The organism is Burkholderia sp. LMU1-1-1.1, assembly GCF_040675865.1.
Classification (GTDB): Bacteria; Pseudomonadota; Gammaproteobacteria; order Burkholderiales; family Burkholderiaceae_D; genus Rugamonas.
On sequence record NZ_JBEGHG010000017.1, the window covers coordinates 75,364 to 98,025 of the forward strand.

Sequence of the window (22,662 nt, forward strand, 5' to 3'; positions counted from 1 at the left end):
CTTGGCCAGTCAACGGGATGAGTATGCAAGATAAGAATGAGCCGCCGCGTTTCAAGCCGGTGCCGTGGCAGGGGCTGGAAAGCCCGGTCGATGTGGAACTGTGGATCGAGGAACATAACCTCAGCCTGCAGCAACATATCGGCAAGAATGAAACCGGTTACGGCGTCTGCTTCACGCTGGCCGAAGGCGGCGAGATCTACATGCAGACCACGCAGGACGGCGCGCTGATACTGGATGTTACGCCGGAAGCGCAATGGGTGGCGCCGCTGATCATGGCGGCGGCCCGCGCCGACGAGGCGCCGCAGGGCTCGCTGTGGGTGCTGCCGGACGATAAGCTGGTACAGTTGATGATCGGGCTGAGCGGGCTGATCGCCACCTCGATGCTGGTCGTGGGCCACAATTTCGGCCTGCGCCGCCGTATGGGCGCCTGGTAGCGCCCGCCACCATAGGGAATTCCATGCAGACACCTGAGTTGAGTATTGTTTCCGCCATCAAAGCCGGGCGCCGTCCGGCGCTGCGGACCCTGGGCGCGGCCTTGCTGGTGGCGGCCGGGCTGGCGGCGGGATGGGCGCCGGCGGCGTCGGCGGCGGACCTGCTGGCCACCGTCAAGGCGCGCGGCACGCTGAAGGTGGCGCTGGAGGGAACGTATCCGCCGTTCAACTACAAGGACCAGAAGACGGGCCAGCTGGCCGGTTACGACGTCGATGTCGCGCGCTTGCTGGCGGCCAGGCTGGGCTTGAAAGTGGAATTCGTCAGCAGCGAGTGGGCCAGCATCCTGGCCGGCTTGTCGGCCAACAAGTACGACGTGATCATTTCGCAGGTCGGCATCAATCCCAAGCGCGAGCAGGCCTTCGACTTTTCCACCCCGTATATCTACTCGATGCCGCAGTTGATCGTGCGCAAGGACGAGAAGGCCGTCTACGCGTCGCTGGCCGATCTGAAGGGCAAGAAGCTGGGCGTGGGGCAGGGCAGCGTTTACGAGCAGCAGGCCAAGGCAGTGCCCGGCATCGACGTGCGCAGCTACGCGGCGGCGCCCGACACCATGTCGGACCTGGCCAGCGGCCGGCTCGACGCCGCGCTCAACGACAGCCTGATGTCGGCCTATCTGCTGAAAATCTCCAAGCTGCCGATCAAGGCCGGCGCCCAGGTCGGCGCGGTCGAGCGCATGGGGATTCCCTTCCACAAGGGCAATCCCGAATTCAAGGCCGCGCTCAACAAGGCGCTGGCCGACGCGGCCGCCGACGGCAGCCTGAAGGCGATTTCGATCAAATGGTTCGGCACTGACGTCAGCAAGGCGCCCTGAGCATGGATTGGCAGGGCGTGCTGGAGCTGCGGGCGCTGCTGGCGGAGGCGGCGCCGGTCATGTTGCGCGGCGCCGGTTACACTGTGATCTTCGCGCTGGCCTCGATGCTGGGCGGGTTGTTGATCGGCTTCCCGGTGGCGGTGCTGCGCATCCTGCCGTACCGGCTGCTGCGCTGGCCGGCCACCGTGTATGTCAGCCTGATGCGCGGCACGCCGCTGCTGGTGCAGATGTTCGTCATCTATTACGGCCTGCCCAGCGTCGGCATCGAATTCACGCCGGTGACGGCCGGCATCCTGGCGCTGAGCCTGAACGCCGGCGCCTTCCTGTCCGAAAGCCTGCGCGGCGCCATCGGCGCGGTCAGCAAAGGGCAGTGGTCGGCCAGCTACAGCCTCGGGCTCGGTTACTGGACCACCTTGCGCCACGTGGTGTTGCCGCAGGCGCTAAGGATCGCCGTGCCGGCGATGAGCAACACCCTGATCAGCCTGATCAAGGATACCTCGCTGGTGTCGGTCATCACCATGACCGAACTGATGCTCTCGACCAAGGAGGTGATCGCCACGACGTTTCGGCCGTTGCCGCTGTACCTGGCCGCCGCGCTGATCTACTGGGCGCTCAGCCTGTTGTTTGAGGCGCTGCAACGACGCGCCGAACAACGTTTGAACCGTGCACATCGCTAACTTTCCGTGTTTTCTCGACATCGCCACGCGTAAATGCTAGTCTAGTTCCACACTCCGGGGCGGTCCACCATTGATGCACGAGCCCGTGTAGAAATGGTGGACCTGACCCCGGAGTGGGGGTTACGCAAAGGGAGGGTATGGAGAAGCAAACGTCCAGTACCGAGGCGCTGGGCCGCAGGCAGCCGATTTCCGAGGAGCGCCTCGGCGGGCTGGCGGGCCTGGCGGTCGTCGCCGAGGCGGCGGCCCTGGCGCCCTATGAGGCCATGATGGCCACCATCGGCGAGTCCTCCGTTCCCGACCTCGCCGAAACCGGCAAGGCCGCCGCCGAGACCTCCTATTTCAACGATATCTATCTGCTGGCCCCGGTCGGCTATTTCGTGCTCGGCTTCGATACCGCCATCCTGCAGATGAACGTGGTCGGCGCCGATTTGCTGGGCTTGTCGCGAAGTAAGCCCGAGCAGGCGTCCTTCCGCCAGTTCGTCGCGCCGCGCTTCCACGAGGATTTCGACCGCTTCGTGCGGCACGCCCTCAACAGCGCGCAACCGGAACGGTGCGACCTGCAGATGGTGCGCGCGCGCAACCAGCAGGGCTTCCCGGTCACCCTGCGCGCCAGCGCCGACGCCAGCGGCCAGGCGCTGCGGGTGGTGGTCGAGCTGGCCGAGGGCAAGACCGCCGCGCTCGAACGCAGCGAGGAGCGCTTCCGCCGCATCGTCCATTGCGCCGAGGAGGGTATCTGGGAAATCGACGCCGGCGCCCGCACCAGCTTTGTCAATCCGAAAATGGCGCAGATGCTCGGCTATACGATCGAGGAGATGCTCGACCAGCCGCTGGTGGCGTTCATGGACGACGAGGGCCGCGCCATCCTCGAGCGCAACATCGCGCGGCGCCAGCGCGGCGTGGCCGAGCGCCACGAGTTCAAGTTCCTGCGCAAGGACCGCGCCGAGCTGTGGGTGACGCTGGCGACCAATCCGATCTTCGACGGCGACGGCGGCTATCTCGGCGCGCTGGCGCTGGTGAGCGACATCACGGCCACCCGCGCCTCGGCCGAACTGATCTGGCAGCAGGCCAACTTCGACAGTTTGACAGGCTTGCCCAACCGCCATATGTTCCAGGACCGGCTGGAGCAGGAGGTCAAGAAGGCGCGCCGCGAGGGCGTGCTGCTGGGCTTGCTGTTCATCGACCTCGACGGCTTCAAGCAGGTCAACGACACCCTCGGCCACGACCAGGGCGACGCGTTGCTGATCGAGGCGGCGCGCCGCATCGGCGCCTGCGTGCGCACCTCCGACACGGTGGCGCGGCTGGGCGGCGACGAGTTCACCGTGATTCTCACCGGACTGGAGCAGATCGGCGCCATCGAGCGCATCACGCAGACCATCCTGGCGCGGCTGAACCGGCCCTTCACCCTGGGCGTGGCCCATCCGTCGGTGTCGGCCAGCATCGGCATCTCGGTGTTCCCGGCCGACGCCAATTCCCCCGAGGCCTTGCTGCGCAACGCCGACCAGGCCATGTACGCGGCCAAGCAGGGCGGACGCAACCGTTACAGCTATTTCACGCCGGAACTGCAAAAGGCGGCGCAGGCGCGCCAGCAAGTCACCATCGACTTGCGCTCGGCGCTGTCGGGCCGGCAGTTCGAGCTGCATTACCAGCCCATCGTCAACCTGCGCAGCGGCCAGATCGAGCGCGCCGAGGCGCTGCTGCGCTGGCGCCATCCGCGGCGCGGCCTGCTGGCGCCGGCCGAGTTCCTGCCGTTCGCCGAATCGGGCGGACTGATGATGGAGATCGGCGACTGGGTGTTCCGCCAGGCGGCCAGGCAGGCCCGGCTGTGGCAGGACGAGCTCGGTTCGGGTTTCCAGGTGGGCATCAACCAGTCGACGGCGCAGTTCCGCGGCGACACGGCGCTGTATGTGGGCTGGCTCAACTACGCGGCCGAGCTGGGCCTGCCGCCGCGCAGCCTGATCATCGAGATCACCGAGGGCGTGCTGCTCGACGGCGCCGCCCAGGTCGGCGACCGCCTGCGCGAGTTGCGCGAGATGGGCTTGCAGGTGGCGCTGGACAACTTCGGCACCGGCTATTCGTCGCTGGCCCACCTCAAGCATTTCGGCATCGACCTGCTCAAGCTCGACCACAGCTTCATCCAGCACCTGGCCAACGACAGCGGCGACCTGGCCATGTGCGAGGCGCTGATCCTGATGGCCCACAAGCTGGGGCTGCGGGTGGTGGCGGAGGGCGTCGAGACGGTGGCGCAGAGCAATCTGCTGGAATTGGCCGGCTGCGATTTCGCGCAGGGCTATGTCTACGCGCAGCCGATGGCGGCCGAGGCGTTCAGCGCGCTGGCGCGCCAGGGCTTGCCGAGGCTGAATTGATTTTCGTGTTGGGACGGGAACCTGGAAGCGGGATCAGCGCAGGCTCAGCAGCGAAATCACGCGCTCGCGGCTGATGCCGGCCAAGGCCGACGTGATCGACAGCAGCGACTGGTAGCCGGGCTGTTTGGCGGTCGTGACGAAATGCTGCGCGACTTGCTCCATGCCGTCGGTGGTGCCGGCCGGCACCGCGTTCTTGACACGCGCGGCGGCCTGGTTGAGCGCCGTTTGCACCGAGGCGATCGAGCGTTCCACCTGCGCCAGCGCCTGCAACACTTGCTGCAAGGTGGTGCGGATCGAGTCGACGTCGGCCGTCTGCCAGTTGTCCGGATCGACCACCGGCGCCTGCGCCTCGGCCTTGACGCGGTTCAGTTGGCCGGTGGGGAAGCGCTGGCCGCCGCCCTGCACGGCGATGGTGTCGCGGATGTTGCCCCATTGCGATTCCGATACGGTGAATTCCAGCTGGCCGTCCTCGCCCAGGGTGGCGCGCACGCCGCTCGGCGCCAGCGCCGTGTCGAAGCGCTGGGCGATCTGCTGGTCGGTCAGGCCCGGCTCGAGCACCACCGAGCTGAGGTTTTGGCCGCCCAGCGAGATGGCCAGCACCTCGCGTCCGCCCGGGCGCAGGTTGGTCAGGTTCATGCCGCGCACGGTGAAGCGCGTGTTGGTGGCCTGGTTGCTGAAGTTGAGCTGGGAGTCGAGCGTGCCGCCGGACGCCTGCGAGCGGTTGCGCCAGCTGTTGCTGAACTGGCGCACGCGCGCCTCCAGCGTGCCGTCGGCGCGCTGGCGGTTGGCCAGGCGGGCGCTGAGGTCGGCCTTCAGGTTGCGCAACTGCGCCGCGCTCTGTTCGAGGAAGTCGAGGGCTTGCTGGGCGCCGGAGATGTCGCCCTGCAGCGGCTGGTCCATATTGGTCAGGCCGCGGCGCAGCGGCGCCGCCGACGTCGGCGTCGGGTTGACCGGGGTGGCCGTGGCCGCGTTCTCGCCGTTCAGCCCGAGCGCGGTGCCGTCCACCGCGCTGGCATTGCCGGCGCCGCCGGGGACAATGACGGTGGGGGTGGGTTGGGGCGAGATTTGCATACGCTAGCTTGATGACGACGTGGTTACAGGACGTTGAACAGCGACAGGGTGCTCACCTTGGAGTACGCCTTGTACGACGCTTCCAGCGACAAATTATACCCCGACAGCTCGGTGGCGGCCTCGGCGTAATCGAGTTGTCCCAGGTCCAGGATGGCGGTCTGGTTCGACAGGCTGACGTTGGCGTGGTTGTCGTCGAGCGTGCTCATGATGTTCTGGGCGCCGCCCAGTTCGGCGATCTTGCCGGCGACCATGTCGAGCGAGGCGGTGGCGCCATCCATATTGGCCGCCAGCGTGGCGCGCAGCGCCGGGTCGCCGACCGACAGCAGCGGGTCCGACAGCGCGCCGATGGTCGCGTTCATCTTGGTGAGCAAGTCTTCCAGGCCGGCGATGTTGGCGTTGACCGTTTGCGTGATGCCGTTGCCGATGACGGTCTTTTGTTGGCCGAGGTTGCCGCCATAGGTATAGGTGGCGCCGCCCGGCACGGACGGGTCGAGGGTGACCGTGATGGCCGGGTTGTCGGTCAGGGTGCCGGAAAAGATGTAGCGGCCTTCCTGGTCCTTCTGGTTGGCGGTGTACAGCAGGCTGTCGCGCAGCGAGGTCATCGAGGTGACCATCGCCTTCAGGTCGGCGGGCGAGTTGCTGCCGTCCGAGGCCCACACCAGCAGGTCGTGGACCTGCGTGATGTCGCGCGTCATGCTGCTCAGATATTCCTCGTTGCTCGACAGGCGGATCTTGGCGGCAGCGATGTTGTCGCGGTACTGCCCGACGATGGCTTCCTCGCGCGTCAGGCGCGAGATGCGGACCGCGCCGATCGGATCGTCCGACGGCACCATGATGCGGTTGCGCGATGCCAACTGCTCGGTCAGCTTGGAGACCCAGCTTTGGTTTTCCTGCAGGCCACGGTTCATGGTGGCCTGGAATTGACTGGAGGCGATACGCATGACGTTTCCTTAATTAAACATTTGCAAGGTGGCGTCGAACAGGTTGTTCGCCACGGAAATGACCTTCATATTGGCCTGATACATGTTCTGGTACTCGATCAGGTTGATCGCTTCCTCGTCGCGGTTGACCGCGCTGGTGGACTTCCAGTCATCCTCGGACTGCTGGCGGATGGTGGTGGCGGTCTTGAGCAAGGCCTGGTTTTGCTGGCTGTCGACGGCCAGCTTGCCGACCACCTGGGTGTCGGCGTCGTTGAGCAGCACGCTGCCCAGGCTGGTCAAGGTGATCGGCTGGCTCTTGATATCGACCAGCAGCTGCAAATTGCCGCTGTCGCCGGGGGTGCCGTCGCTGGAGAACGCCAGGTCGGCCGCCTTGAAGGTCGGATCGATGCCCAGCAGGCCGGTGGCGCTGGTCGGGTTGAACACGAACAAGTCCTTGCCGGGCACGCCGGGGGCGGTCTGGCCGAGGTTGAGCTGGGCGTTGACCTTGGTCGACAGCTGCTCGGCGATCTCGGAGATCGACACCTGCAGCGGCTTGAGGGTGTTTTCCAGGAAGTCGCCCAGGCCGCCCAGCTGGCCGCCGACCTTGGTGTCGTCGAGCTTGAACTTGGTGCCGGCGAACGTCAGGTTCAGCGTTTGCGTCCCGGACAGCGTTTCGAAATTGAGCGTGGCGGCCAGGTCGGTGACCACCAGCGGCTGGCCGGTCTTGAGCGAGACGCTGACGCTGCCGTCGGGATTGTTGAGCACTTCGACCGACACCTGCGCCGACACGGCGTCGATCAGCTGTTCGCGCTGGTCGATCAAGCCCGAGGTGCTGGTGCCGGCGGAACCGACCTGGATGATTTGCTTGTTCAGCGCGGCGATGCCGGCCAGCGACTCGTTGATCGACGGCAGCATCGTGGTGCGCTGCTGGTTGACCGACACGCGCTGGGTGGCGGTCAGGTTGTAAATACTGTTGATCTGCTGCGACATCGAGTCGGCCATCGTGATGACCTGCTGGCGCAGCGGGGTCGAGGTCGGATCGACGGCGGCGGCGTTGAGCGCCTTGAAGAAGTTGTCGACCCCGTAGCTGATGCTGGAGGTCTTGTCGGCCATCACCTTTTCCAGCTGGGTCAGGTAGGGCTGGATTTGCGAGCGCTGGCCGAGGTCGGAGTTGGCGCGCCACATCTGCTGCGACTTGTAGGAGTCGCTAAAGCGCAACAACGCGCCGACCTGCACGCCGTTGCCGGGGCTGTTGACACCCGGGTCGGAGCCGATCGACTGCAACAGCACGCCCTGGCGGGTGTAACCCTTGGTCTGGAGGTTGGCGATGTTCTGGCTGGCGGTGTTGATGGCGGCTTGGGCGGCCAAGGCGCCGGACAGTGCGTTGTAAGAGATGCTCATGGTGCTGGGTCTTTCCTGGTGAAGGCCGAAGGAGCGGTCGCTTGCAGCGCTAAAGCTGGCACGAGCGCTCCGTTATCAGTACAAGGCGACAGCTAATGGGACAGGATTAAGCGACGCACGCATAAAATTTCCATCCGGGAATTTTTTCCCGGCTCAGGCCGCAGGCGCGGCGTCCTCCGGCGCGGCCGGGGAGGCCGTGGCGGCCGCCGTTTTCGGCGCTGGCGCCACCGGGGCCGCCGCCGGCAGCAGCTGGCGCAGGATGACGTCGGCCACGCCGAAGGCGCGGCGGCCGGCCATCTGGTCGGCCACCAGGTTGTCGGCCATGTCCAGCATGTCCTGGTTGACCTTGTTTTTGAACACGCTGTCCTCGGAGGCCAGTTCGCGCGTGCCCGAGCGCATCTGGTGCAGCATGTGGCTGATGAAGAAACTTTCGAACTTGACGGCCGCCTCGGTCACCTTGGCGCGGTAGGCCGGATCGACCGTGTCGCCCGGCTGGGCCGCCACCGGCGCCACGTGCACGTCGCTGAGCTTGTCGGCGACGCCGGGCCGCAGCTTGCTGGGATCGAAGGGGGCTGGGATGCTCATGGGAATTCCTCTTAGATGACGACCAGTTCGCCTTCGATGGCGCCGGCGTGGTCGAGCGCCTGCAGGATCGCCATGATGTCGTCGGGCGAGGCGCCCAGGCTGTTGATGACGTCGATGATGCCCTGCAGCTTGGCGCCGGCCGGCCAGTTGAACATCTGGCCCGAGCCCTGGTCGACACTGACCTGCGATTGCGGCGTGGCCACGGTGTTGCCGGCGGCCAGGGCGTTCGGTTGGCTGACCTTGGTGCTCTCGGAGATCACCACCTTGAGCGAGCCGTGGGTGACGGCGGCCGCGCGCACGCGCAGGCCGTCGGCGATGACCACGGTGCCGGTGCGGGAGTTGAACACCACCTTGGGCGAATCGTCGCCGACGTCAATCGACAGCGCCTCGAGCTTGGCCATGAAGGCGATGCGCTGGGTCGGGTTGGCCGGGGCGACGACATCGACGCTGGTGGCGTCGCTGGCGGTGGCGATGTCGCCGAAGCGCTTGTTGATCGAATCGACAATGTTAATGGCGGTCTGGAAGTGCGGGTGGCGCAGCGACAGGCGCACGCTCGGCTTGGTGGCGAAATCGCTGGCGATCTCGCGCTCGATCGCCGCGCCGCTCGGGATGCGGCCCGAGGTCGGGGTGTTGACCGTCACCGACGAGCCGCTCTTGCCCTGGGCGCTGAAGCCGCCGACGACCACGTTGCCCTGGGCCAGCGCGTAGACTTCGTTGTCGGCCGCGCGCAGCGGGGTCAGCAGCAGCGCGCCGCCGCGCAGGCTCTTGGCATCGCCCATCGACGACACCACCACATCGATGTTCTGGCCCTTGCGGTAGCCGGGCGGGAACACCGCCGACACCATCACGGTGGCGACGTTTTTGGATTTGGCGTCGGTGCCGTCGGGCACCTTGACGCCGAACTGCTTGAGCATGTTGATGACCGACTGGCTGGCGAACTTGACCTGGGTCGAGTCGCCGCTGCCGTTCAGGCCCACCACCAGGCCGTAGCCGACCAGCGGATTGTCGCGCATGCCTTCGACGGCGACCAGGTTGCGCAGCACTTGCGCGGCCTGCGCCGGCACCGTCGCGGTCAAGGTCAGGCACAGCGCCAGGGGCAGGGCCAGGAGACGGTGCAGCTTGCGGAAGTTCATGATGTTCAATCCAAAAAGAGTACGGGTAACGACTTGGTACGGCACCTTAGAACGGCATATACGGGCCGGTGAAGAAGCGCGACAGCCAGCCGGCCGACTGCGTCTCGGCCAACGTGCCCTGCGCCGAGTAGGCGATGCGGGCGTTGGCGATGCGCAGCGACGACACCTGGTTGTTGGCGTCGATGTCGGCCGCGCGCAGGTAGCCGCGCAGGCGGACGAATTCCTCGCCCTGGTTCAGGGTCAGCGTTTTTTCGCCGGCCACGCGCAGCAGGCCGTTCGGCAGCACTTCCTGCACGATCACGGTGATGGCGCCGGTCAAAGCGTTCTGCTGGGTGCTGGTGGCGTCGCCGGCGAAGTTGCTCGACGAGCCCAGGCCGATGGACGCCTTGGGGAACACCTTGCCCAGCAGGCTGGGGGCGTTGATGTTGTTGTCCGAATCCTTGGAATAGCTGGTGCCGGCCCGTTTGCTCGCCTGCGTGGTTTCCTGCAGGCTCACGGTGACGACGTCGCCGACGCGGAAGGCGCGGCTGTCGGAGGTCAGCGACAGGCCCAGGTCGGGACTGTAGACGCCGCCCGAGCTGCCCCTCGGTCCCATCACGCGCGAGATCGTGGGCGCCTCGTCGGACGGGCCGGGACGCACCGGCGGCGGTTGCAGAGCGGCACACCCGGCCAGCAGCGAGGCCGCGACCACCAGTGCCAGGGTGTGCGATGCGGCTTTCATCAGCGTGCCGCCTGCGCCAGGTATTGCAGCATATTGTCGGCGGCCGACAGCACCTTGGTGTTCATCTCGTAGGTGCGCTGGGCGGCGATCATGTCGACCATCTCCTCGACCACTTGCACGTTCGAGCCTTCCAGCGTGCCTTGCTTGAGCTTGCCCCACTGGGCGGTGCCCGGCGCGCCCTCGGTCGGCGTGCCGCTCGAGGCGGTTTCGGCGAACAGGTTCTCGCCCAGCGCCACCAGCCCGGTCGGGTTGATGAAGCTGGTCAGGGTCAGCTGGCCGAGCTGGCTCGGCGTGGCGGTGCCGGCGATGGTGGCCGAGACGGTGCCGTCCTCGCCGATGGTCAGCGCGGTGGCGTTGGCCGGCACGGTGATCTGCGGAATCAGCGGCAGGCCGTGGGCGTTGACCAGGATGCCGTTGGCGTCGACCTGCAGCTGGCCGGCGCGGGTGTAGGCGGTCTCGCCGTTGGGCTGGCGCACGGCCAGGAAACCGTTGCCCATGACGGCGACGTCGAGATCGCGGCCGGTGGTTTGCAGGCTGCCGTTGGTGAACACCTTTTGCGTGCCGACCATGTGCACGCCGTTACCGAGCTGCACGCCCGACGGGGCCAAGGTGTTGTTGTCGGCCACTTGCGCGCCCGGCTGCTGTTCGATCGAGTAGAACAAGTCCTCGAACACCACGCGGTCGCGCTTGAAGCCGACGGTGTTGGCGTTGGCGAGGTTGTTGGCGATCGCTTGCAGCTTCTGGTCTTGCGCCTGCACGCCGGTCTTGCTGATCCACATTGCTGGATTCATGAATTGCTCCTGTAAAGGGTATTTGGATCAGCTTAGCCGCTGATCAGGCGGTTACCGGTTTCGGCCATCGAATCGCTGGCCTTGAATAATTTCATCTGGATTTCAAACGTGCGGTTCAGGCTCATGGTGGCCACCATTTCCTCCACCGCCGAGACATTGCTGCCTTCGAGGTGGCCGGCGCGGATCACCACGGTCGGATCGGTGGCCAGCGGCACGCCGTCGCGCGCGATCAGCAGGCCGGCTTCGTTCTTGGTCAGCTCGGACGCCTCGGCCTTGACCAGGCGCAGCTTGTCGACCGTTTGCATGGTCGTCGTGCCCGGATTCTGGATCGAGATGGTGCCGTCGGCGCCGATGTCGATCTTGCTGTATTCGGGCAGGGTGATCGGGCCGCCTTCGCCCAGCACCACGTTGCCGTTGATGCGCAAGGTGCCGTTCTCGTCGAGCGCCATGTTGCCGGCGCGGGTGTAGGCCTCGCCGGTCGGGCCGTCGACGGCCAGGAAGCCGGCGCCGGAGACGGCCACGTCGAGCTCGCGGCCGGTGGCCTTGAGCGTGCCCTGGCGGGTCGACACCGAGTTCGCCTGCAGCTGCGACATGTGGCGGTCGTCGTAGCCGTAGCCTTGCACGGTCTGCGCCGTCGCCAGCTCCATGTTGGCGCGGAAGCCGCCCGTGTCGATGTTGGCCAGGTTGTTGGCCCGCACCTGTTGTCCGCGCAGGGCCCGTTCGGCCCCGCTCACCGCTGTGTAAAGCAACGCGTCCATGGCTTAGTCGTTCCTTAGATCGCTTGCATCAGCGATTGCAGCATCGTGCTCTCGGTCTGGATGACCTTCGAGTTCGCCTGGTAGTTGCGCTGCGAGGTCATCAGGCCGACCAGTTCGGACGTGATGTCGACGTTGGACTGCTCCAGCGACGAGGTGTTGATGTTGCCGCCCTGGCCCACGCCCGGAGCATTGACCAGCGGCGTGCCCGAGTCGATCGACTCGATCCAGCTGGTGCCGTCGATGGCCTGCAGCGAGCCCTCGTCCGGGAAGGTGGCGATCGCCAGGCGGCCGACCGCTTGTTTCTGGCCGTTGTTGTAGCTGGCGATGACGGAGCCGTCGGTGCCCAGCGCGACACCGGTGAAGGTGCCGGCCGCATAGCCGTCGGCGGCGTTGGTGCTCGTGGTCGCTTCGCCGGCGAAGCCGGTGGTGCCGGTGTAGTCGATGTCGATCGTGTTGTACGCGCCGCCGTTGGGGGCGGCGGCCGGCAGGGTCACCGCGAACTTGCCGGTGGCCGGGGCGGTCATCTGGCCGGTGTTGGCGTCGAACGTCAGGGTGGCGGTGGCGCCCGTGCTCACGCCGTCGAGCACGTAGTGGACGCTGATGGAGTTGGCGGCTGCGTCCTGCGCAAAATACTGGGTCAAGGTGTGCTTGCCGCCCAGGGTGTCGTAGATCACCGAGGCCTTGGACATGTTGAAGGTCGCCGGGTCGGGCGGCGCGGCGACGGTGGCGGGCACCCAGGTGGCGGCTGTCGTCCAGTCGGCCGACATATTGCCGACGTAATCGATGTTTTTCGAGACCACGGCCGGGATCGAGCCGGTCGGGATCGGCACGTCGCCCAGCGCGCCGAGCGTGGTGCTGCCTTGCTTGATCGGATAGCCCTGCACCTTGCGGCCGGTGGCGTCGACCAGGAAGCCATCCTTGGAGGCGTCGAAGATGCCGACGCGGGTGTATTCGGTCTGGCCGGTGTTCTGGTCCTTGGTGATGAAGAAGCCGCGGCCGTTGATCGAGGCGTCGAGCCCGCGGCCGGTGTTTAGCACGCCGCCCTGTTTGCTGATGCTCTGCGTGGTCGAACCGATCATGACGCCGGTCTGGACGTCGCCCGAGACCAGCGACGAGAAGTTGGCGCGCGACGATTTGTAACCGTAGGTGCCGGCGTTGGCGATGTTCTGGCTGGTGCTGTTCAGCGATTCGTTGATGGCCTGGATGCCAGACAATGCGATATCGAAACTCATGATGGAGTCCTTCCTAAGTAAAGATTATTGAATGGCAGAGGCGGATTTGCCGTTGAAGGCGGTAATCGAGGTCGGCGCGATTTCGCCGATGTTGCTGACGTTGAGCACCACGCCGCCGGCGGCCGACAGGCGCACGCTGTTGAGGCGGCCCTGGACGTCGACCGGCGGGGCTTCCTTGGAACTGGTCTCGACCGACAGCTTGTAGGTGCCGGCGGGAATCTTCAGGCCGGCCGTATCGATCGTGAACGGCACCGTGCCGGCCGCCTGCGTGCCCAGCTTGACCGTGTATTTGGTGCCGTCGTCGCCGGTCAGCACGACGCTGGTCGCGGTGCTGGAGGCGGCCAGGGTGGTCTGGCCGCTGACGGCGGTCTTGCCATCGATCTTGACGGTGCTGCTCTCGGCCATGACGTCCGAACCGACCTGGGCGCCCAGCGAGATCACTTGCATGCTTTGCAGCACGCTCGAGTTGGCGCTGGTGAGCTGCGACAGGTTCTGCAACGCCTCGGTCTGCGACAGCTGGGTCAGCTGCTGGACGAACTGCGACGGATCGGTCGGCGACAGCGGGTCCTGGTTCTGGATCTGCGCCACCAGCAATTTGGTGAACATGTCCGAGGAAGCGCTGGCGGCGTTGCCGGTCACGCTGGTGCCGGCATTGCCGGCGCTGGCGCTGCTGTTGTTGAGGAGACTGACTGCCATGGCTTAACCTTCAGCGAGTTTGAGGAGGGATTGCTGCATGCCGCGGATGCGGCCCAGGACTTCGACATTGGTTTCGAAGGCGCGCGAGGCCGACATCATGTCGGCCATCTCCGCCACTTCGTTGACGTTGGGGTAGAACACCATGCCCTCGGCGTTGGCCATCGGGTGGCCCGGTTCGTAGACCTTGCGCAGCGGCTCGGCCGACTCGACCACGTCGAGCACCTGGACCTTGCCGCCGGCCTGCATGTCGCCGTCGAAGCTGTCGCTCATGACGGCCGAGAACACCGGCTTGCGGGCGCGGTAGGTGTCGGCCTCGTTGCCGTTGACCGAATCGGCGTTGGCCAGGTTGCTGGCGATGGTGTTGAGGCGCACGCTCTGGGCCGACATGGCCGATCCTGCGATCTCGGAAATATTTTTAAAGGACATGGCTTACTCCGTGGTTGATGCGGGCGATGGTGCGACTGTTGGGGACCACTGCGGCGGCCGGCACGGCGTGCTCACTGGCCATTGATGGCCTTGGCGAGACCGCGCAGGCGCATCGTCACGAACGTCAGGCTGGTCTGGAAGTCGGAGGCGTTCTGCGAGAACGCGGCCTGCTCGACGCCGATTTCGACGGTGTTGCCGTCGCGGGTAGGGTGGAAGGGCACGCGGTACATCGAGGCGGCACCTTCGTCGCCGCCGATGTCGCCGGCCGCCTCGGCCTGGGTGTTGGCCAGGGTCGCGGCGAAATCCATGTCGCGCGCCTGGAAGCCCGGCGTGTTCTCGTTGGCCAGGTTGGTGGCCAGGATGCGGGTGCGTTCGGCGCGCAGCTGGAGCGCGTCGGCGTGGACCCCTGCCGCGTCTTTGAAGTTGATGCCCATAGTCTTCCCCTGTCCAAAATCAGGCTGCGTTGCTAAAAAACGGTGTTGCATGAGTGCAAAACGTTACCGTCAATGTAAAATGACGGCACAGCGGTTTAACTACCATCGCTCTCCGCATCATAGTAGAGGTATTGCCCATGTTCAACAAAAGTATTGTAACTGGTTTAGGTGGAATGTTGCTGATTAGCACAACAATTTTTAACACTTACGCCGCCTCCAGCCCCACAAACGCCGAACAGGTACCCCTTTTGGTCGAGGCGGCGGCGCGTCAGCATGTGTTGCGCTGGGCAGACAGTAGCGGTTTGATAGAGCCTAAATTCGAGTTGAACGTGTTGCGCGGCAGTCGGCCGCTGGCGGCCTGCGGGCAGGCCGTGACGGTCGAGGCGCTCGATACGCGCTCGCCCGGCCGCCTGAAATTCGCGGCGCTGTGCCCGGCCGGCGCCGGCGTCCCCGGCTGGCGCTACGAGTTCGTGGTGCGGGCGCAGGTGTCGGCCCGCATCGCGATCGCGGCCAATGACGTGCCGGCCGGAAAAGTTATTGCCGATGAAGATGTGTTGCTTGAGCGCCACGATATCTCGAACATCCCCGATGCCATTTCCGACCCCCAGGACGTGGTGGGGATGAGCGGCAAGCGGGCCTTGCGCGGCGGCGAGGTGCTGCGCCTGGCGCTGCTGGCGTCGCCGACCCTGGTCAAGCGCGGGGAGGCGGTGCGCATCGTCGCGCGCAACGAGCAAGTCGAGGTGAGCATGGCCGGCGAGGCGCTCGATGCCGGCGCGCGCGGCTCCCTGGTGCGGGTGCGCAACGCCAGCGGCACCATCATCCGCGCCAAGGTGACCGGCGCCGGCACGGTGCAACCGGCCGACATGCCGGTGACCATCAAGCCATAGGCCGGCGGCGGACCCGGTTTGGTTACGCACGTTACAAAGGGTAACAGCTTCAGTCGTAGACGATTGTTAATCTAGTTCCATACTTTTTAGCATGGAAGGACGTCGATCATGGGTATGCCGGCCAACAATCTCAAGACCGTGGCGGCCTCCACTCTGGTGCTGGGCCTGCTGGCGCTGGGTGGGTGCAATAAACCCGCCGAACCTCCAAAACCGAGCACGGCCGCCGCACCGGCCGTGCCTTATACGCCCCCGAGCGCCGATCAGCTGTCGCAAATGGTCGCGCCGATCGCCCTGTTTCCGGACAAGTTGGTCGGCCAGGTGCTGGCCGGCGCCACGTATCCGGAGCAGATTTCCGCCGCCAACCAGTGGTTGGCGCAAAATCCCTCCCTGAAAGGGGAGGCGCTGCAGGCGGCCGAAGCCGGCCAGCCCTGGGATGTGAGCGTCAAATCGCTGACCACCTTCCCAAGCGTCTTGAACCAGATGGCCGGCAATCTCCAATGGACCACGGCGCTGGGCGAGGCCTACGTGAACGACCCGAACGACGTGATGAACGCCATCCAGGTCTTGCGCTTGCGCGCCCAGCAGGCGGGCAACCTGAAAACCTCGCCGCATCTGCGGGTGTCGACGACCATACGCGAGTCGGCGCCGCCGGCCGATTTCACGCCGTCCCCGTCGGAGCCGATGGTGTACGCGGGGCCGGCCGTGATCCCGGCGCCGCCACGGACCATTGTCATCGAGCCGGCCGAGCCCGATGTCGTCTACGTCCCGCATTACGATCCGGCGGTGGTGTATGGCGAGCCGGTGGCGGTGTATCCGGGCTGGAGCTACCGGCAGCCGGCCTACACCGGCGACAATCTCGTCACGACCGGCGTGATTTCGTTCGGCGTCGGCGTGCTGGTGGGCGCGGCCATCAGCCATCATCACGATTGGGGATGGAACTCGTGGGGCGTCAACTGGGGCGCGCCGCGTCCCTACGACGGCGGCTGGCAGCGTCCGGCGGTGGTGTACAACAACGCGACCTATGTATCGAAATCGGTGACGGTCGTGAACCATGTCAATAACATCAATGTCGTCAATAATAACTACCGAACGGGCGGCAACGTCGTCAATCGTACTCCGAACTTCGCGATTCACAATGCGCCGCAGCCGCCCGCCATGATGCCCGGCACGGCCCGTTTCCAGCCGAATTTCGCTCCGGCGGGCGCGGCGCTGGCGGCCCGTGCACCGGGGCCGCAGCCAAGCCGAGCGATGACCGTGCCGCATTTCACCGCCCACGACGCGGTGCCGGGTGCCCGTCCGTCATTTGCCGCGCCGGCGATGCACGCCGCCGTGCCACCCCATGTGAATGCGTTCGCGGCGCCCCCGCACGGCGCGCCCGTTGCGCCGATGGTCCGGCAGGACCCGAATCCGCAGCCAAGGGTGGCGCAGGAGATACGCGCCGCAAAAATGGCACCGCCCGCCGCGAATCCGCCCACGCACGAGCAGGCCAGGATCGACCGTATGCCTGCGCCCGTGGGGATGGTGCATGCCGATGCCATGCATGAGCACGTCGATGCGGCCCGCGAACGGGCGATGGCGGCGCCGGAACGTGGCGGCGCGGCGATGCACATGCCACCGCTCCAGCATGCCGAAGCGGCCATGCCGCGCGCGCCGATGCCGAACCGCGACGTCAACGGTCCCGACCGGTCACATGTCCATGCCGCGCGTCAGGATATGCTGGCCATGCACAACGAACGCCCGCATGCGGCCCCGCCGGCGCCGGCGCCGGCCAGGCACGCGGCGGCCAGGCACGAGGATAACAACCCTCATCACGACAAGCACGACGGACAAGAGCGTCACGGCTAGCGCGGTGTCTGCCACCCCGAAAGAAAAAAAGCCAACCCAGGGGGTTGGCTTTTCATTATCGGGGTAATGATTTGAGTCAGGGTTTCGAATCGAGCGCCGCGCTGGCGCCGCGCTGGACTTGCGCCGCCAGCTTGCTCAGCTTGTCGGCGTAGGCGGGGTCGGTGGCGTAGCCGCCGCGCGCCAGGCCGGTGGCGAAGGCGCGCGCGTCGTTGCCGGTGTTGAGCGCGGCCTGGTAGCGCGGATTGCTCGACAGCAGGTCGGCGTAGTCGCGGAAGGCGCTGGCGGTGTCCGGATAGCTGCGGAAGCGCTCGGTCTTTTTCAACATCGCGCCCTGTTCGTATTCGGTGGTGGTGGCCGCCGCCACCGCGCCTTGCCAGTTGCCCCCGGCCTTGATGCCGAACAGGTTGTTGGTGTCGGCGCCGCCCTTGCGCAGCGGTTGCTGGCCCCAGCCCGATTCAAGCGCCGCGTGGGCCGCCACCACGTCCGGCGAGACGCCCAGCTTGTTGCCGGTCTCTTCGGCCCATGGCTTGATGGAGGCCAGGAATTGTTTCTGGAGATCGCTGTCGATGCCGCCGCCGTTGGCGCCGGGGTTGGCACCATCAATGGCGCCGCTCGAGCGCTGCAACGCCATCGCCTGCAGGCTCATCGCCTGGGACGCGGACGGCGAGGGCGCCGGATCGCCGAAGCCGCCGCCACCGTGGCTGATGAAGGTGGCGACATCCTGCTGCACCTGGCGGAAGGTCGACGCGAAGTTGCCCGATGACGGGGACGACGCAAAAGCGCCCACGGCCGCGACGGGGCGGCTGGAGGTCATGTTCGATACGGTGGCGGCGGTCGGCGCCGTCGCGGGCATAGGGTTAAGCTGGCGCATAAAGTTGGTCCTCGCCATGCAGCACGCGCTGCATGATGCTGTGCTGTTCTAACAGCAAGTCGCTATTGCGCTTGCTGAGACGCTTGCATTCAACCACCATGGTTTCCAGCGTCTTCCAGTCGGACTCTATTTTCTCCCGGGCAGCATTTTTCAGCAAGGCAAATGCCTGGGCCATGTTGGCAGTTGGACCAAGTAAACGTTGCGCCAATGCAACGCGTTGCGCGCGGCGCGCCTGCAGGGTGTCCACCAGGGCCGAGATGGCCTCGGCCACCTGGCCCAGCTGCGCGGCCTGGTGGCGCAGCGCGGCGTGGAACTGCTGCTCCAGCAAGTCCTGCAACGCCGGGTAGTCCCGCAAATCGTCGCCGATGCCCGCCAGCAGCGCGCGCATGGCGTCCTGGCGCGTCATGGCGGCGATGCGACCGTCGCCGCCGCTGGGCGCATCGGTCACTTCTCGCTCCCGTGGAAGCGCTGGATCAGGCCGGCGAGCTTGGCCGGATCGAACGGCAGTTCACCCTTGGCCAGCGCGTCGCGCAGCATGTCGACCTTCTCCTGGTCGATTTCGGGCATGTCGCGCATCGCCTGCAGCGCCGGCTGCATGACGGCCGACTGCAGCGGCGCGGCGGCCGGCGCCGGCGCGGCGGCCTCGCCGGCGTCGACCGGCGCGGCGTCGGCCACGCGCTGGACGGCCATGCCGTCCGGGGTGGAGGTCGTGATTCTCATACGTGTGCCTCTGGTTGGCTTGGTTTCCATACGATATCTTAAATGTTACCGCTTAATTGTTGCCGCCACGACGCGGATCGGCCGGCGGCGGTGGCTGGCGCGGGCCGGCCGTGCCGCCGCCCAGCGAGTTGCGCAGTTTTTCCAGCAGGCCGCGGTCGGGCAGGGCGGTGTCGATGTGCTCGTTCAGCGGCATCGAGTTGTCCGGCATGCCGAACATGGCGGCGATGGTCTTGGCCTGGGCCGTCGTCAGGATCAGCAGTTCGATGCGGCGGTTGACGCCGGCGTCGACGCGCTTGGTGTCGAGCGGCGCGCGGTCGGCCATGCCGACCACCTGCAGCACCGATTCCGGATTCATGGTGCCGGCCAGCAGTTGGGCGCGGGCCGACATGGCGCGGTTCGACGACAGCGTCCAGTTCGAGAAGGCGGCGAAGCTGGTGTCGGCGTATTGCAGCGAGTCGGTGTGGCCGACGATCAGCATCTGGTTTTCCATCTTCCTGAACAGCGGCCCCATCTTGCGCAGCAGCGCGCGGAACTTGTCGGTCGGCACGGCGCTGCCGCGCACGAACATGCCCTGGCGGTCGGTGTCGTGCAGCATCACGCGCAAGCCGTAGGGCGTGATGATGGCCTCGAGGTTGGACGTCAGGCCGAACTCGGCGCTCATCTTGGTCAGCGCCTTCGACAGCGCGGCCAGGTCGGCGGTCGACTCGTACTTGACCTTGGCCGGGGTGGTGACCGGTTCCGGGTCCGGCTCGCCCTGGGCGTTCTTTTTCTCGCCCGGGTCGTCGCTGGTGCCGAAATGCGGCATCGGATAGCGGTCGATCAGGCTGCCGCGCGGGCCGCCGACCTGTTGCGGCATGACGCCCTTGCCCTGGTCGGTCTTGGCACCGTCGGCCTCGGTCAGGATTTGCTCGAGCGATTCGGTGTTACGGGCGGCCATCAGCCACAGCACCAGGAACAGGCACATCAACGCCAGACAGAAGTCGGCGAACGCTACCTTCCAGGCGCCGCCGTGGTCGTCGTGTTTGTGCTTGCCGCCACCGCGCTTGACGATGGTCTGGTCATGCCCCTTGTCATGCGGCTTTAGCACCACGGCCTCCACGACGTGAGCTGTCATCGGCTGGTTCGCTGTCGCGGCCTTCCAGGTCGTTGATCCAGCGTTCGAGCTGGGCGAAGCTCGGTTTGATGTTCAGCGCCACCAGGCGGCGGCCGGCGTCGATCGCCAGCAGCGGCGGTTTGCCGGCCACGTGCGTGACCAGCACCACCTTGACGGTTTCCTTGTTCGAGCCTTCCGAGTTGACCAGCTGCTTCATCATGTTGCACAGCGGGTCGATCAGGCCGTAGCAGAAGAAGATACCGATGAAGGTGCCGACCATGGCCGCGCCGACGTGCTCGGCGATCTCGCCCGAGGTCGCGCCCTCGTTGACGGTGTTCATGGTGATCACGATGCCCAGCACGGCGGCCAGAATGCCGAAGCCCGGCATCGCCTCGCCGATCTTGCCGAGCGACTTGGCCGGCTGTTCGAGTTCGGTGTGGATGGCTTCCAGTTCCTGCTCCAGCACGCCTTCGAGCTCGTGGGCGTTGATCTTGCCCATGGCCATCAGGCGGAAGTTGTCGACGATGAAGGCGAGCAGCTTCGGCTCCTCCAGCACGCGCGGGTAGCGCTGGAACAGCGGGCTGTCCTTGGGCGCCTCGACGTGGGCGTCGAGCGCCTTGAGGCCGCCGGCGGCCAGTTGCAGCAGCTCGTACATCAGCAGCAGCAGCTGGCGCTGGAACTCGGAGTCGTACTTCTTCTTGGTGATGATCTTTTTGATCTGGGTCATCATCTCCTTGAGCACGTGGGTCGGGTTGCCGATCACCAGCGCGCCGAGGCCGGCGCCGGCGATCACGATGAGCTCGATCGGCTGCCAGATTTGATGGAACGCCCCGCCCATCATGAAGAAGCCGCCGAAGACGCTGCCTAAAACGATGAGGATGCCGACTATTTGCTGCATGATGATTCGCCTTTCCGCGTCATTTACTAATTCCTGTGCAGGCCCGAACGATTCAGGCCTGCAGCACGGCTTTCATTTTGCCCAGCGCCGCCTTGTTGAGCTGACAGACGCGGGCGTCGGTCAAGTCCAGCACGGCGGCGATTTCCTTGTAGCTGAGCTCAAATTCGTAATACATTTGCACCACCCGCTGCTCGCGCTCGTCGAGCCCGCGCAGCGCCTGCTCCAGGCTGCGGCGCACCATCAGCTGGTCCTCCGGGCTGGGCGCGCTCTCGTTGCTGACGCTGTCCTGCAGGATCTCGTCGAAACTGGCGATCAGCTCGGCGTTCTCGTCGAGCTGGTAGGCCTGGTAGGCTTCGGCCGTCAGGCCCAGGCCGGTCGTGATCTCCTGCTCGCTCGGTTCGCGGCCGAGCTTGCGGGTCAGCGCGCGCACGGCGTCGCGCAGCTTGTGGCTTTGCTGGCGCACCGCGCGCGGGCGCCAGTCCTGGCGCCGCAATTCGTCCAGGATGGCGCCGCGGATGCGCAGGCTGGCGTAGCTGCCGAACCCCCCGTCGGGCTCGCCGTAACGGCGCAGCGCCTCCAGCAGTCCCATCAGGCCGATCTGCTCCATGTCGTCGCGGTCGATGGCGCCGGCGACCTGCGAATTGAGCTGGCGCACGATGCGCTTGACCAGCGGCGCATAGGCGAGCAGATACTTTTGCTCGTCGGCCGCACTGTGCATGACCGGCGCCTTGCCGTCCTCACTGTAGCCTTCGGCATAAGTTTCCGCATACTGCTCTGTGTAGGCCATGCCCGCTCCACTCGTGTTCATGCCCGGTCCGGCTTACTCGATGATGAGTTTGCCGATCATGACCTCGGAAAATGGTTTTTCCCGGCCTTCCTGCTCGTACGTCTCGTCGAACGCCTTGTTCAGTTCGTTCGCGAACTGGTCGATCGTCATCACCTGCGCGGTCGCCATCGGCAAGTTCGACAGGGTGCGCACGGCCACGCTGCGCAGCATCGGCAAGTGCTCCTTGGCTTCCTTCTCCTGCTTGGCGTTGGTGGTGATCACCAGGTCGGCCGACATGTAGTGGGCCGAGGTGTCGGTGGGCACCCGCTTGAGCATGATGATGACCTTGTCGACCGTCAGGTACTTCGGCGGCGTATCGTCCTTTTTCTCTTCCTTCTTGGCCTTCTTGGCCTTGGCTTCCTTGGTGTCCTTGCCCTTGCCGTCGTGCTCCTCGGCCGCGGCGTCGTCGCCCTTGGACATGTACCACACCGCGCCGCCGGCGACGGCGGCGCCGACCACCGCCACCAGGGCGAACGCGACAATCATTTTCATGTTCTTCATCTACTGATTACTCCTGCTCGGACATGGCAAAGAGGGAGGCGGCGCCATCCTCGGACAGCGCGCGGCCCGGCGTGCGGGCGTCGTCCTGGCCGCGCTGCTGGCCGTTGCGACCGCCGCCGTCGCCCTGGGCCTGCGCTTGCGCGCGGCTCGACGACACCGTCACGGCGACGTCGCCGAACTGGCGCGTGGACAAGTCCTGGCGCACGCTGTCGCCGATGGTGTTGAGCTGGCGCAGCACTTCGCTGTTGTTGGCCGACAGGTTCACCTGCAGCGAACCGGCGCTGTGGCGGATCGAGATCTCGATGCTGCCCATGTTGGGCGGTTCCAGGCGGATCACCGCGTGGTCGTTGTTGCGCTGCAGGTTGACCTGCAGGCGGTCGCCCAGCGCCTGGCGCAGCGGCTGTTGCCACTGCTCCGGCGTGCCGGCGAGCTTGACGGTGGCGCCCGGGGCGGCCGGCGCGGCGGGCGCGCCCGCCGTCAGGCCGGCGCTGGCGCCGGCGTTGTGCGGGC

Annotated in this window: 26 protein-coding genes; 6 read left to right on the plus strand and 20 right to left on the minus strand. The window is 66.1% G+C overall.

The genetic code is table 11. The annotated features are described in order from the left end of the window. Positions 1-23 precede the first annotated feature (23 nt). From MRBLMU1_RS16505 to MRBLMU1_RS16520, 4 genes are all read left to right on the plus strand, one after another. Entirely contained in the window at positions 24-434 is a 411-nt protein-coding gene (locus tag MRBLMU1_RS16505) for a hypothetical protein (protein WP_363503260.1), read from the plus strand. A 23-nt stretch (positions 435-457) separates the two neighbouring features. After that, complete coding sequence (locus MRBLMU1_RS16510) at positions 458-1,303, plus strand: transporter substrate-binding domain-containing protein (RefSeq protein WP_363503262.1); 846 nt, start codon at positions 458-460, stop codon at positions 1,301-1,303. A gap of 2 nt (positions 1,304-1,305) precedes the next feature. Beyond that, the gene (locus MRBLMU1_RS16515; RefSeq protein ID WP_363503264.1) at positions 1,306-1,980 is read left to right on the plus strand and encodes an amino acid ABC transporter permease; all 675 of its coding nucleotides are present in this window, start codon (positions 1,306-1,308) and stop codon (positions 1,978-1,980) included. A 137-nt stretch (positions 1,981-2,117) separates the two neighbouring features. Next, a complete protein-coding gene (locus MRBLMU1_RS16520; protein ID WP_363503266.1) occupies positions 2,118-4,343 on the plus strand; it encodes a putative bifunctional diguanylate cyclase/phosphodiesterase in 2,226 nt (741 codons plus the stop codon). Positions 4,344-4,376: 33 nt separating this feature from the next. On the opposite strand, the gene MRBLMU1_RS16525 is transcribed toward MRBLMU1_RS16520, so the two are convergent. From MRBLMU1_RS16525 to flgB, 12 genes are all read right to left on the minus strand, one after another. Continuing rightward, positions 4,377-5,414 carry a hypothetical protein gene (locus MRBLMU1_RS16525; RefSeq protein ID WP_363503268.1) on the minus strand — a complete coding sequence of 346 codons (1,038 nt, stop codon included), beginning with the start codon at positions 5,412-5,414 and terminating at the stop codon, positions 4,377-4,379. Positions 5,415-5,437: 23 nt separating this feature from the next. Next, entirely contained in the window at positions 5,438-6,355 is a 918-nt protein-coding gene (flgL, locus tag MRBLMU1_RS16530) for a flagellar hook-associated protein FlgL (RefSeq protein WP_363503270.1), read from the minus strand. Positions 6,356-6,364: 9 nt separating this feature from the next. Next, entirely contained in the window at positions 6,365-7,735 is a 1,371-nt protein-coding gene (gene flgK / locus MRBLMU1_RS16535) for a flagellar hook-associated protein FlgK (protein WP_363503272.1), read from the minus strand. A gap of 153 nt (positions 7,736-7,888) precedes the next feature. Further along, entirely contained in the window at positions 7,889-8,320 is a 432-nt protein-coding gene (locus MRBLMU1_RS16540; protein WP_363503274.1) for a hypothetical protein, read from the minus strand. 11 nt (positions 8,321-8,331) lie between these two features. Continuing rightward, positions 8,332-9,453: a flagellar basal body P-ring protein FlgI gene (locus tag MRBLMU1_RS16545; RefSeq protein ID WP_363503276.1), complete on the minus strand. Its 1,122-nt coding sequence runs from the start codon at positions 9,451-9,453 to the stop codon at positions 8,332-8,334. A 46-nt stretch (positions 9,454-9,499) separates the two neighbouring features. Then, positions 9,500-10,174: a flagellar basal body L-ring protein FlgH gene (gene flgH, locus MRBLMU1_RS16550; protein ID WP_363503278.1), complete on the minus strand. Its 675-nt coding sequence runs from the start codon at positions 10,172-10,174 to the stop codon at positions 9,500-9,502. Further along, positions 10,174-10,965 carry a flagellar basal-body rod protein FlgG gene (gene flgG / locus MRBLMU1_RS16555; protein ID WP_363503280.1) on the minus strand — a complete coding sequence of 264 codons (792 nt, stop codon included), beginning with the start codon at positions 10,963-10,965 and terminating at the stop codon, positions 10,174-10,176. Before flgG ends, flgH begins: the two co-directional genes overlap by 1 nt. A 32-nt stretch (positions 10,966-10,997) precedes the next feature. After that, positions 10,998-11,723, minus strand: coding sequence for a flagellar basal-body rod protein FlgF (flgF, locus tag MRBLMU1_RS16560; protein WP_363503282.1), 726 nt, complete (start codon positions 11,721-11,723; stop codon positions 10,998-11,000). A gap of 14 nt (positions 11,724-11,737) precedes the next feature. After that, a complete protein-coding gene (locus MRBLMU1_RS16565; protein WP_363503284.1) occupies positions 11,738-12,955 on the minus strand; it encodes a flagellar hook protein FlgE in 1,218 nt (405 codons plus the stop codon). A gap of 24 nt (positions 12,956-12,979) precedes the next feature. After that, positions 12,980-13,651 (minus strand): flagellar hook capping FlgD N-terminal domain-containing protein, encoded by a 672-nt coding sequence (locus MRBLMU1_RS16570; protein WP_363503286.1) that lies wholly within the window; start codon positions 13,649-13,651, stop codon positions 12,980-12,982. Between the two features lie 3 nt (positions 13,652-13,654). Then, positions 13,655-14,077, minus strand: coding sequence for a flagellar basal body rod protein FlgC (gene flgC, locus MRBLMU1_RS16575; protein WP_315222252.1), 423 nt, complete (start codon positions 14,075-14,077; stop codon positions 13,655-13,657). Between the two features lie 71 nt (positions 14,078-14,148). Further along, on the minus strand, positions 14,149-14,511 hold the full coding sequence (gene flgB, locus MRBLMU1_RS16580) for a flagellar basal body rod protein FlgB (protein ID WP_363503289.1): 363 nt from the start codon (positions 14,509-14,511) through the stop codon (positions 14,149-14,151). Between the two features lie 302 nt (positions 14,512-14,813). Here flgB and flgA point away from each other — a divergent pair, with 302 nt between their 5' ends. Both flgA and MRBLMU1_RS16590 read left to right on the plus strand, forming a co-directional pair. Continuing rightward, a complete protein-coding gene (gene flgA, locus MRBLMU1_RS16585; protein WP_363503291.1) occupies positions 14,814-15,398 on the plus strand; it encodes a flagellar basal body P-ring formation chaperone FlgA in 585 nt (194 codons plus the stop codon). 108 nt (positions 15,399-15,506) lie between these two features. Further along, entirely contained in the window at positions 15,507-17,243 is a 1,737-nt protein-coding gene (locus MRBLMU1_RS16590; protein WP_363503293.1) for a DUF3300 domain-containing protein, read from the plus strand. 76 nt (positions 17,244-17,319) lie between these two features. Here the strand turns inward: MRBLMU1_RS16590 and MRBLMU1_RS16595 are convergent, their stop codons facing one another. From MRBLMU1_RS16595 to MRBLMU1_RS16630, 8 genes are all read right to left on the minus strand, one after another. Then, positions 17,320-18,114: a glycoside hydrolase family 73 protein gene (locus MRBLMU1_RS16595; protein ID WP_363503295.1), complete on the minus strand. Its 795-nt coding sequence runs from the start codon at positions 18,112-18,114 to the stop codon at positions 17,320-17,322. After that, complete coding sequence (flgN, locus tag MRBLMU1_RS16600; protein ID WP_363503297.1) at positions 18,101-18,562, minus strand: flagellar export chaperone FlgN; 462 nt, start codon at positions 18,560-18,562, stop codon at positions 18,101-18,103. Before flgN ends, MRBLMU1_RS16595 begins: the two co-directional genes overlap by 14 nt. Next, a complete protein-coding gene (gene flgM / locus MRBLMU1_RS16605; RefSeq protein ID WP_363503299.1) occupies positions 18,559-18,834 on the minus strand; it encodes a flagellar biosynthesis anti-sigma factor FlgM in 276 nt (91 codons plus the stop codon). The genes flgN and flgM overlap by 4 nt, the downstream gene beginning before the upstream one ends. Before the next feature lie 52 nt (positions 18,835-18,886). Continuing rightward, on the minus strand, positions 18,887-19,948 hold the full coding sequence (locus tag MRBLMU1_RS16610; protein WP_363503301.1) for a flagellar motor protein MotB: 1,062 nt from the start codon (positions 19,946-19,948) through the stop codon (positions 18,887-18,889). Beyond that, positions 19,905-20,825 carry a flagellar motor stator protein MotA gene (gene motA / locus MRBLMU1_RS16615; RefSeq protein WP_363503303.1) on the minus strand — a complete coding sequence of 307 codons (921 nt, stop codon included), beginning with the start codon at positions 20,823-20,825 and terminating at the stop codon, positions 19,905-19,907. The genes MRBLMU1_RS16610 and motA overlap by 44 nt, the downstream gene beginning before the upstream one ends. 52 nt (positions 20,826-20,877) lie before the next feature. Further along, positions 20,878-21,612, minus strand: a complete 735-nt coding sequence (locus MRBLMU1_RS16620) for a FliA/WhiG family RNA polymerase sigma factor (protein WP_090313985.1) — start codon at positions 21,610-21,612, stop codon at positions 20,878-20,880. 33 nt (positions 21,613-21,645) lie between these two features. Further along, positions 21,646-22,143 carry a flagellar basal body-associated FliL family protein gene (locus tag MRBLMU1_RS16625; RefSeq protein WP_363503305.1) on the minus strand — a complete coding sequence of 166 codons (498 nt, stop codon included), beginning with the start codon at positions 22,141-22,143 and terminating at the stop codon, positions 21,646-21,648. 16 nt (positions 22,144-22,159) lie between these two features. After that, positions 22,160-22,662 (minus strand): flagellar hook-length control protein FliK (locus tag MRBLMU1_RS16630; protein WP_363503307.1); only part of this gene is annotated, 503 nt, incomplete at its 5' end.

Bases quoted from the DNA above. Each gene is read 5' to 3' on its own strand.
- MRBLMU1_RS16625 (WP_363503305.1), bottom strand. From the start codon at position 22,143: ATGAAAATGATTGTCGCGTTCGCCCTGGTGGCGGTGGTCGGCGCCGCC.
- flgG (WP_363503280.1), bottom strand. From the start codon at position 10,965: ATGAATCCAGCAATGTGGATCAGCAAGACCGGCGTGCAGGCGCAAGAC.
- MRBLMU1_RS16515 (WP_363503264.1), top strand. From the start codon at position 1,306: ATGGATTGGCAGGGCGTGCTGGAGCTGCGGGCGCTGCTGGCGGAGGCG.
- flgB (WP_363503289.1), bottom strand. From the start codon at position 14,511: ATGGGCATCAACTTCAAAGACGCGGCAGGGGTCCACGCCGACGCGCTC.
- MRBLMU1_RS16590 (WP_363503293.1), top strand. From the start codon at position 15,507: ATGGGTATGCCGGCCAACAATCTCAAGACCGTGGCGGCCTCCACTCTG.
- MRBLMU1_RS16595 (WP_363503295.1), bottom strand. From the start codon at position 18,114: ATGCGCCAGCTTAACCCTATGCCCGCGACGGCGCCGACCGCCGCCACC.
- flgF (WP_363503282.1), bottom strand. From the start codon at position 11,723: ATGGACGCGTTGCTTTACACAGCGGTGAGCGGGGCCGAACGGGCCCTG.
- MRBLMU1_RS16505 (WP_363503260.1), top strand. From the start codon at position 24: ATGCAAGATAAGAATGAGCCGCCGCGTTTCAAGCCGGTGCCGTGGCAG.
- motA (WP_363503303.1), bottom strand. From the start codon at position 20,825: ATGCAGCAAATAGTCGGCATCCTCATCGTTTTAGGCAGCGTCTTCGGC.
- MRBLMU1_RS16510 (WP_363503262.1), top strand. From the start codon at position 458: ATGCAGACACCTGAGTTGAGTATTGTTTCCGCCATCAAAGCCGGGCGC.
- MRBLMU1_RS16620 (WP_090313985.1), bottom strand. From the start codon at position 21,612: ATGGCCTACACAGAGCAGTATGCGGAAACTTATGCCGAAGGCTACAGT.
- MRBLMU1_RS16545 (WP_363503276.1), bottom strand. From the start codon at position 9,453: ATGAACTTCCGCAAGCTGCACCGTCTCCTGGCCCTGCCCCTGGCGCTG.
- MRBLMU1_RS16610 (WP_363503301.1), bottom strand. From the start codon at position 19,948: ATGACAGCTCACGTCGTGGAGGCCGTGGTGCTAAAGCCGCATGACAAG.
- MRBLMU1_RS16520 (WP_363503266.1), top strand. From the start codon at position 2,118: ATGGAGAAGCAAACGTCCAGTACCGAGGCGCTGGGCCGCAGGCAGCCG.
- MRBLMU1_RS16540 (WP_363503274.1), bottom strand. From the start codon at position 8,320: ATGAGCATCCCAGCCCCCTTCGATCCCAGCAAGCTGCGGCCCGGCGTC.
- MRBLMU1_RS16570 (WP_363503286.1), bottom strand. From the start codon at position 13,651: ATGGCAGTCAGTCTCCTCAACAACAGCAGCGCCAGCGCCGGCAATGCC.
- MRBLMU1_RS16565 (WP_363503284.1), bottom strand. From the start codon at position 12,955: ATGAGTTTCGATATCGCATTGTCTGGCATCCAGGCCATCAACGAATCG.
- flgH (WP_363503278.1), bottom strand. From the start codon at position 10,174: ATGAAAGCCGCATCGCACACCCTGGCACTGGTGGTCGCGGCCTCGCTG.
- MRBLMU1_RS16525 (WP_363503268.1), bottom strand. From the start codon at position 5,414: ATGCAAATCTCGCCCCAACCCACCCCCACCGTCATTGTCCCCGGCGGC.
- flgM (WP_363503299.1), bottom strand. From the start codon at position 18,834: ATGAGAATCACGACCTCCACCCCGGACGGCATGGCCGTCCAGCGCGTG.
- flgC (WP_315222252.1), bottom strand. From the start codon at position 14,077: ATGTCCTTTAAAAATATTTCCGAGATCGCAGGATCGGCCATGTCGGCC.
- flgK (WP_363503272.1), bottom strand. From the start codon at position 7,735: ATGAGCATCTCTTACAACGCACTGTCCGGCGCCTTGGCCGCCCAAGCC.
- flgL (WP_363503270.1), bottom strand. From the start codon at position 6,355: ATGCGTATCGCCTCCAGTCAATTCCAGGCCACCATGAACCGTGGCCTG.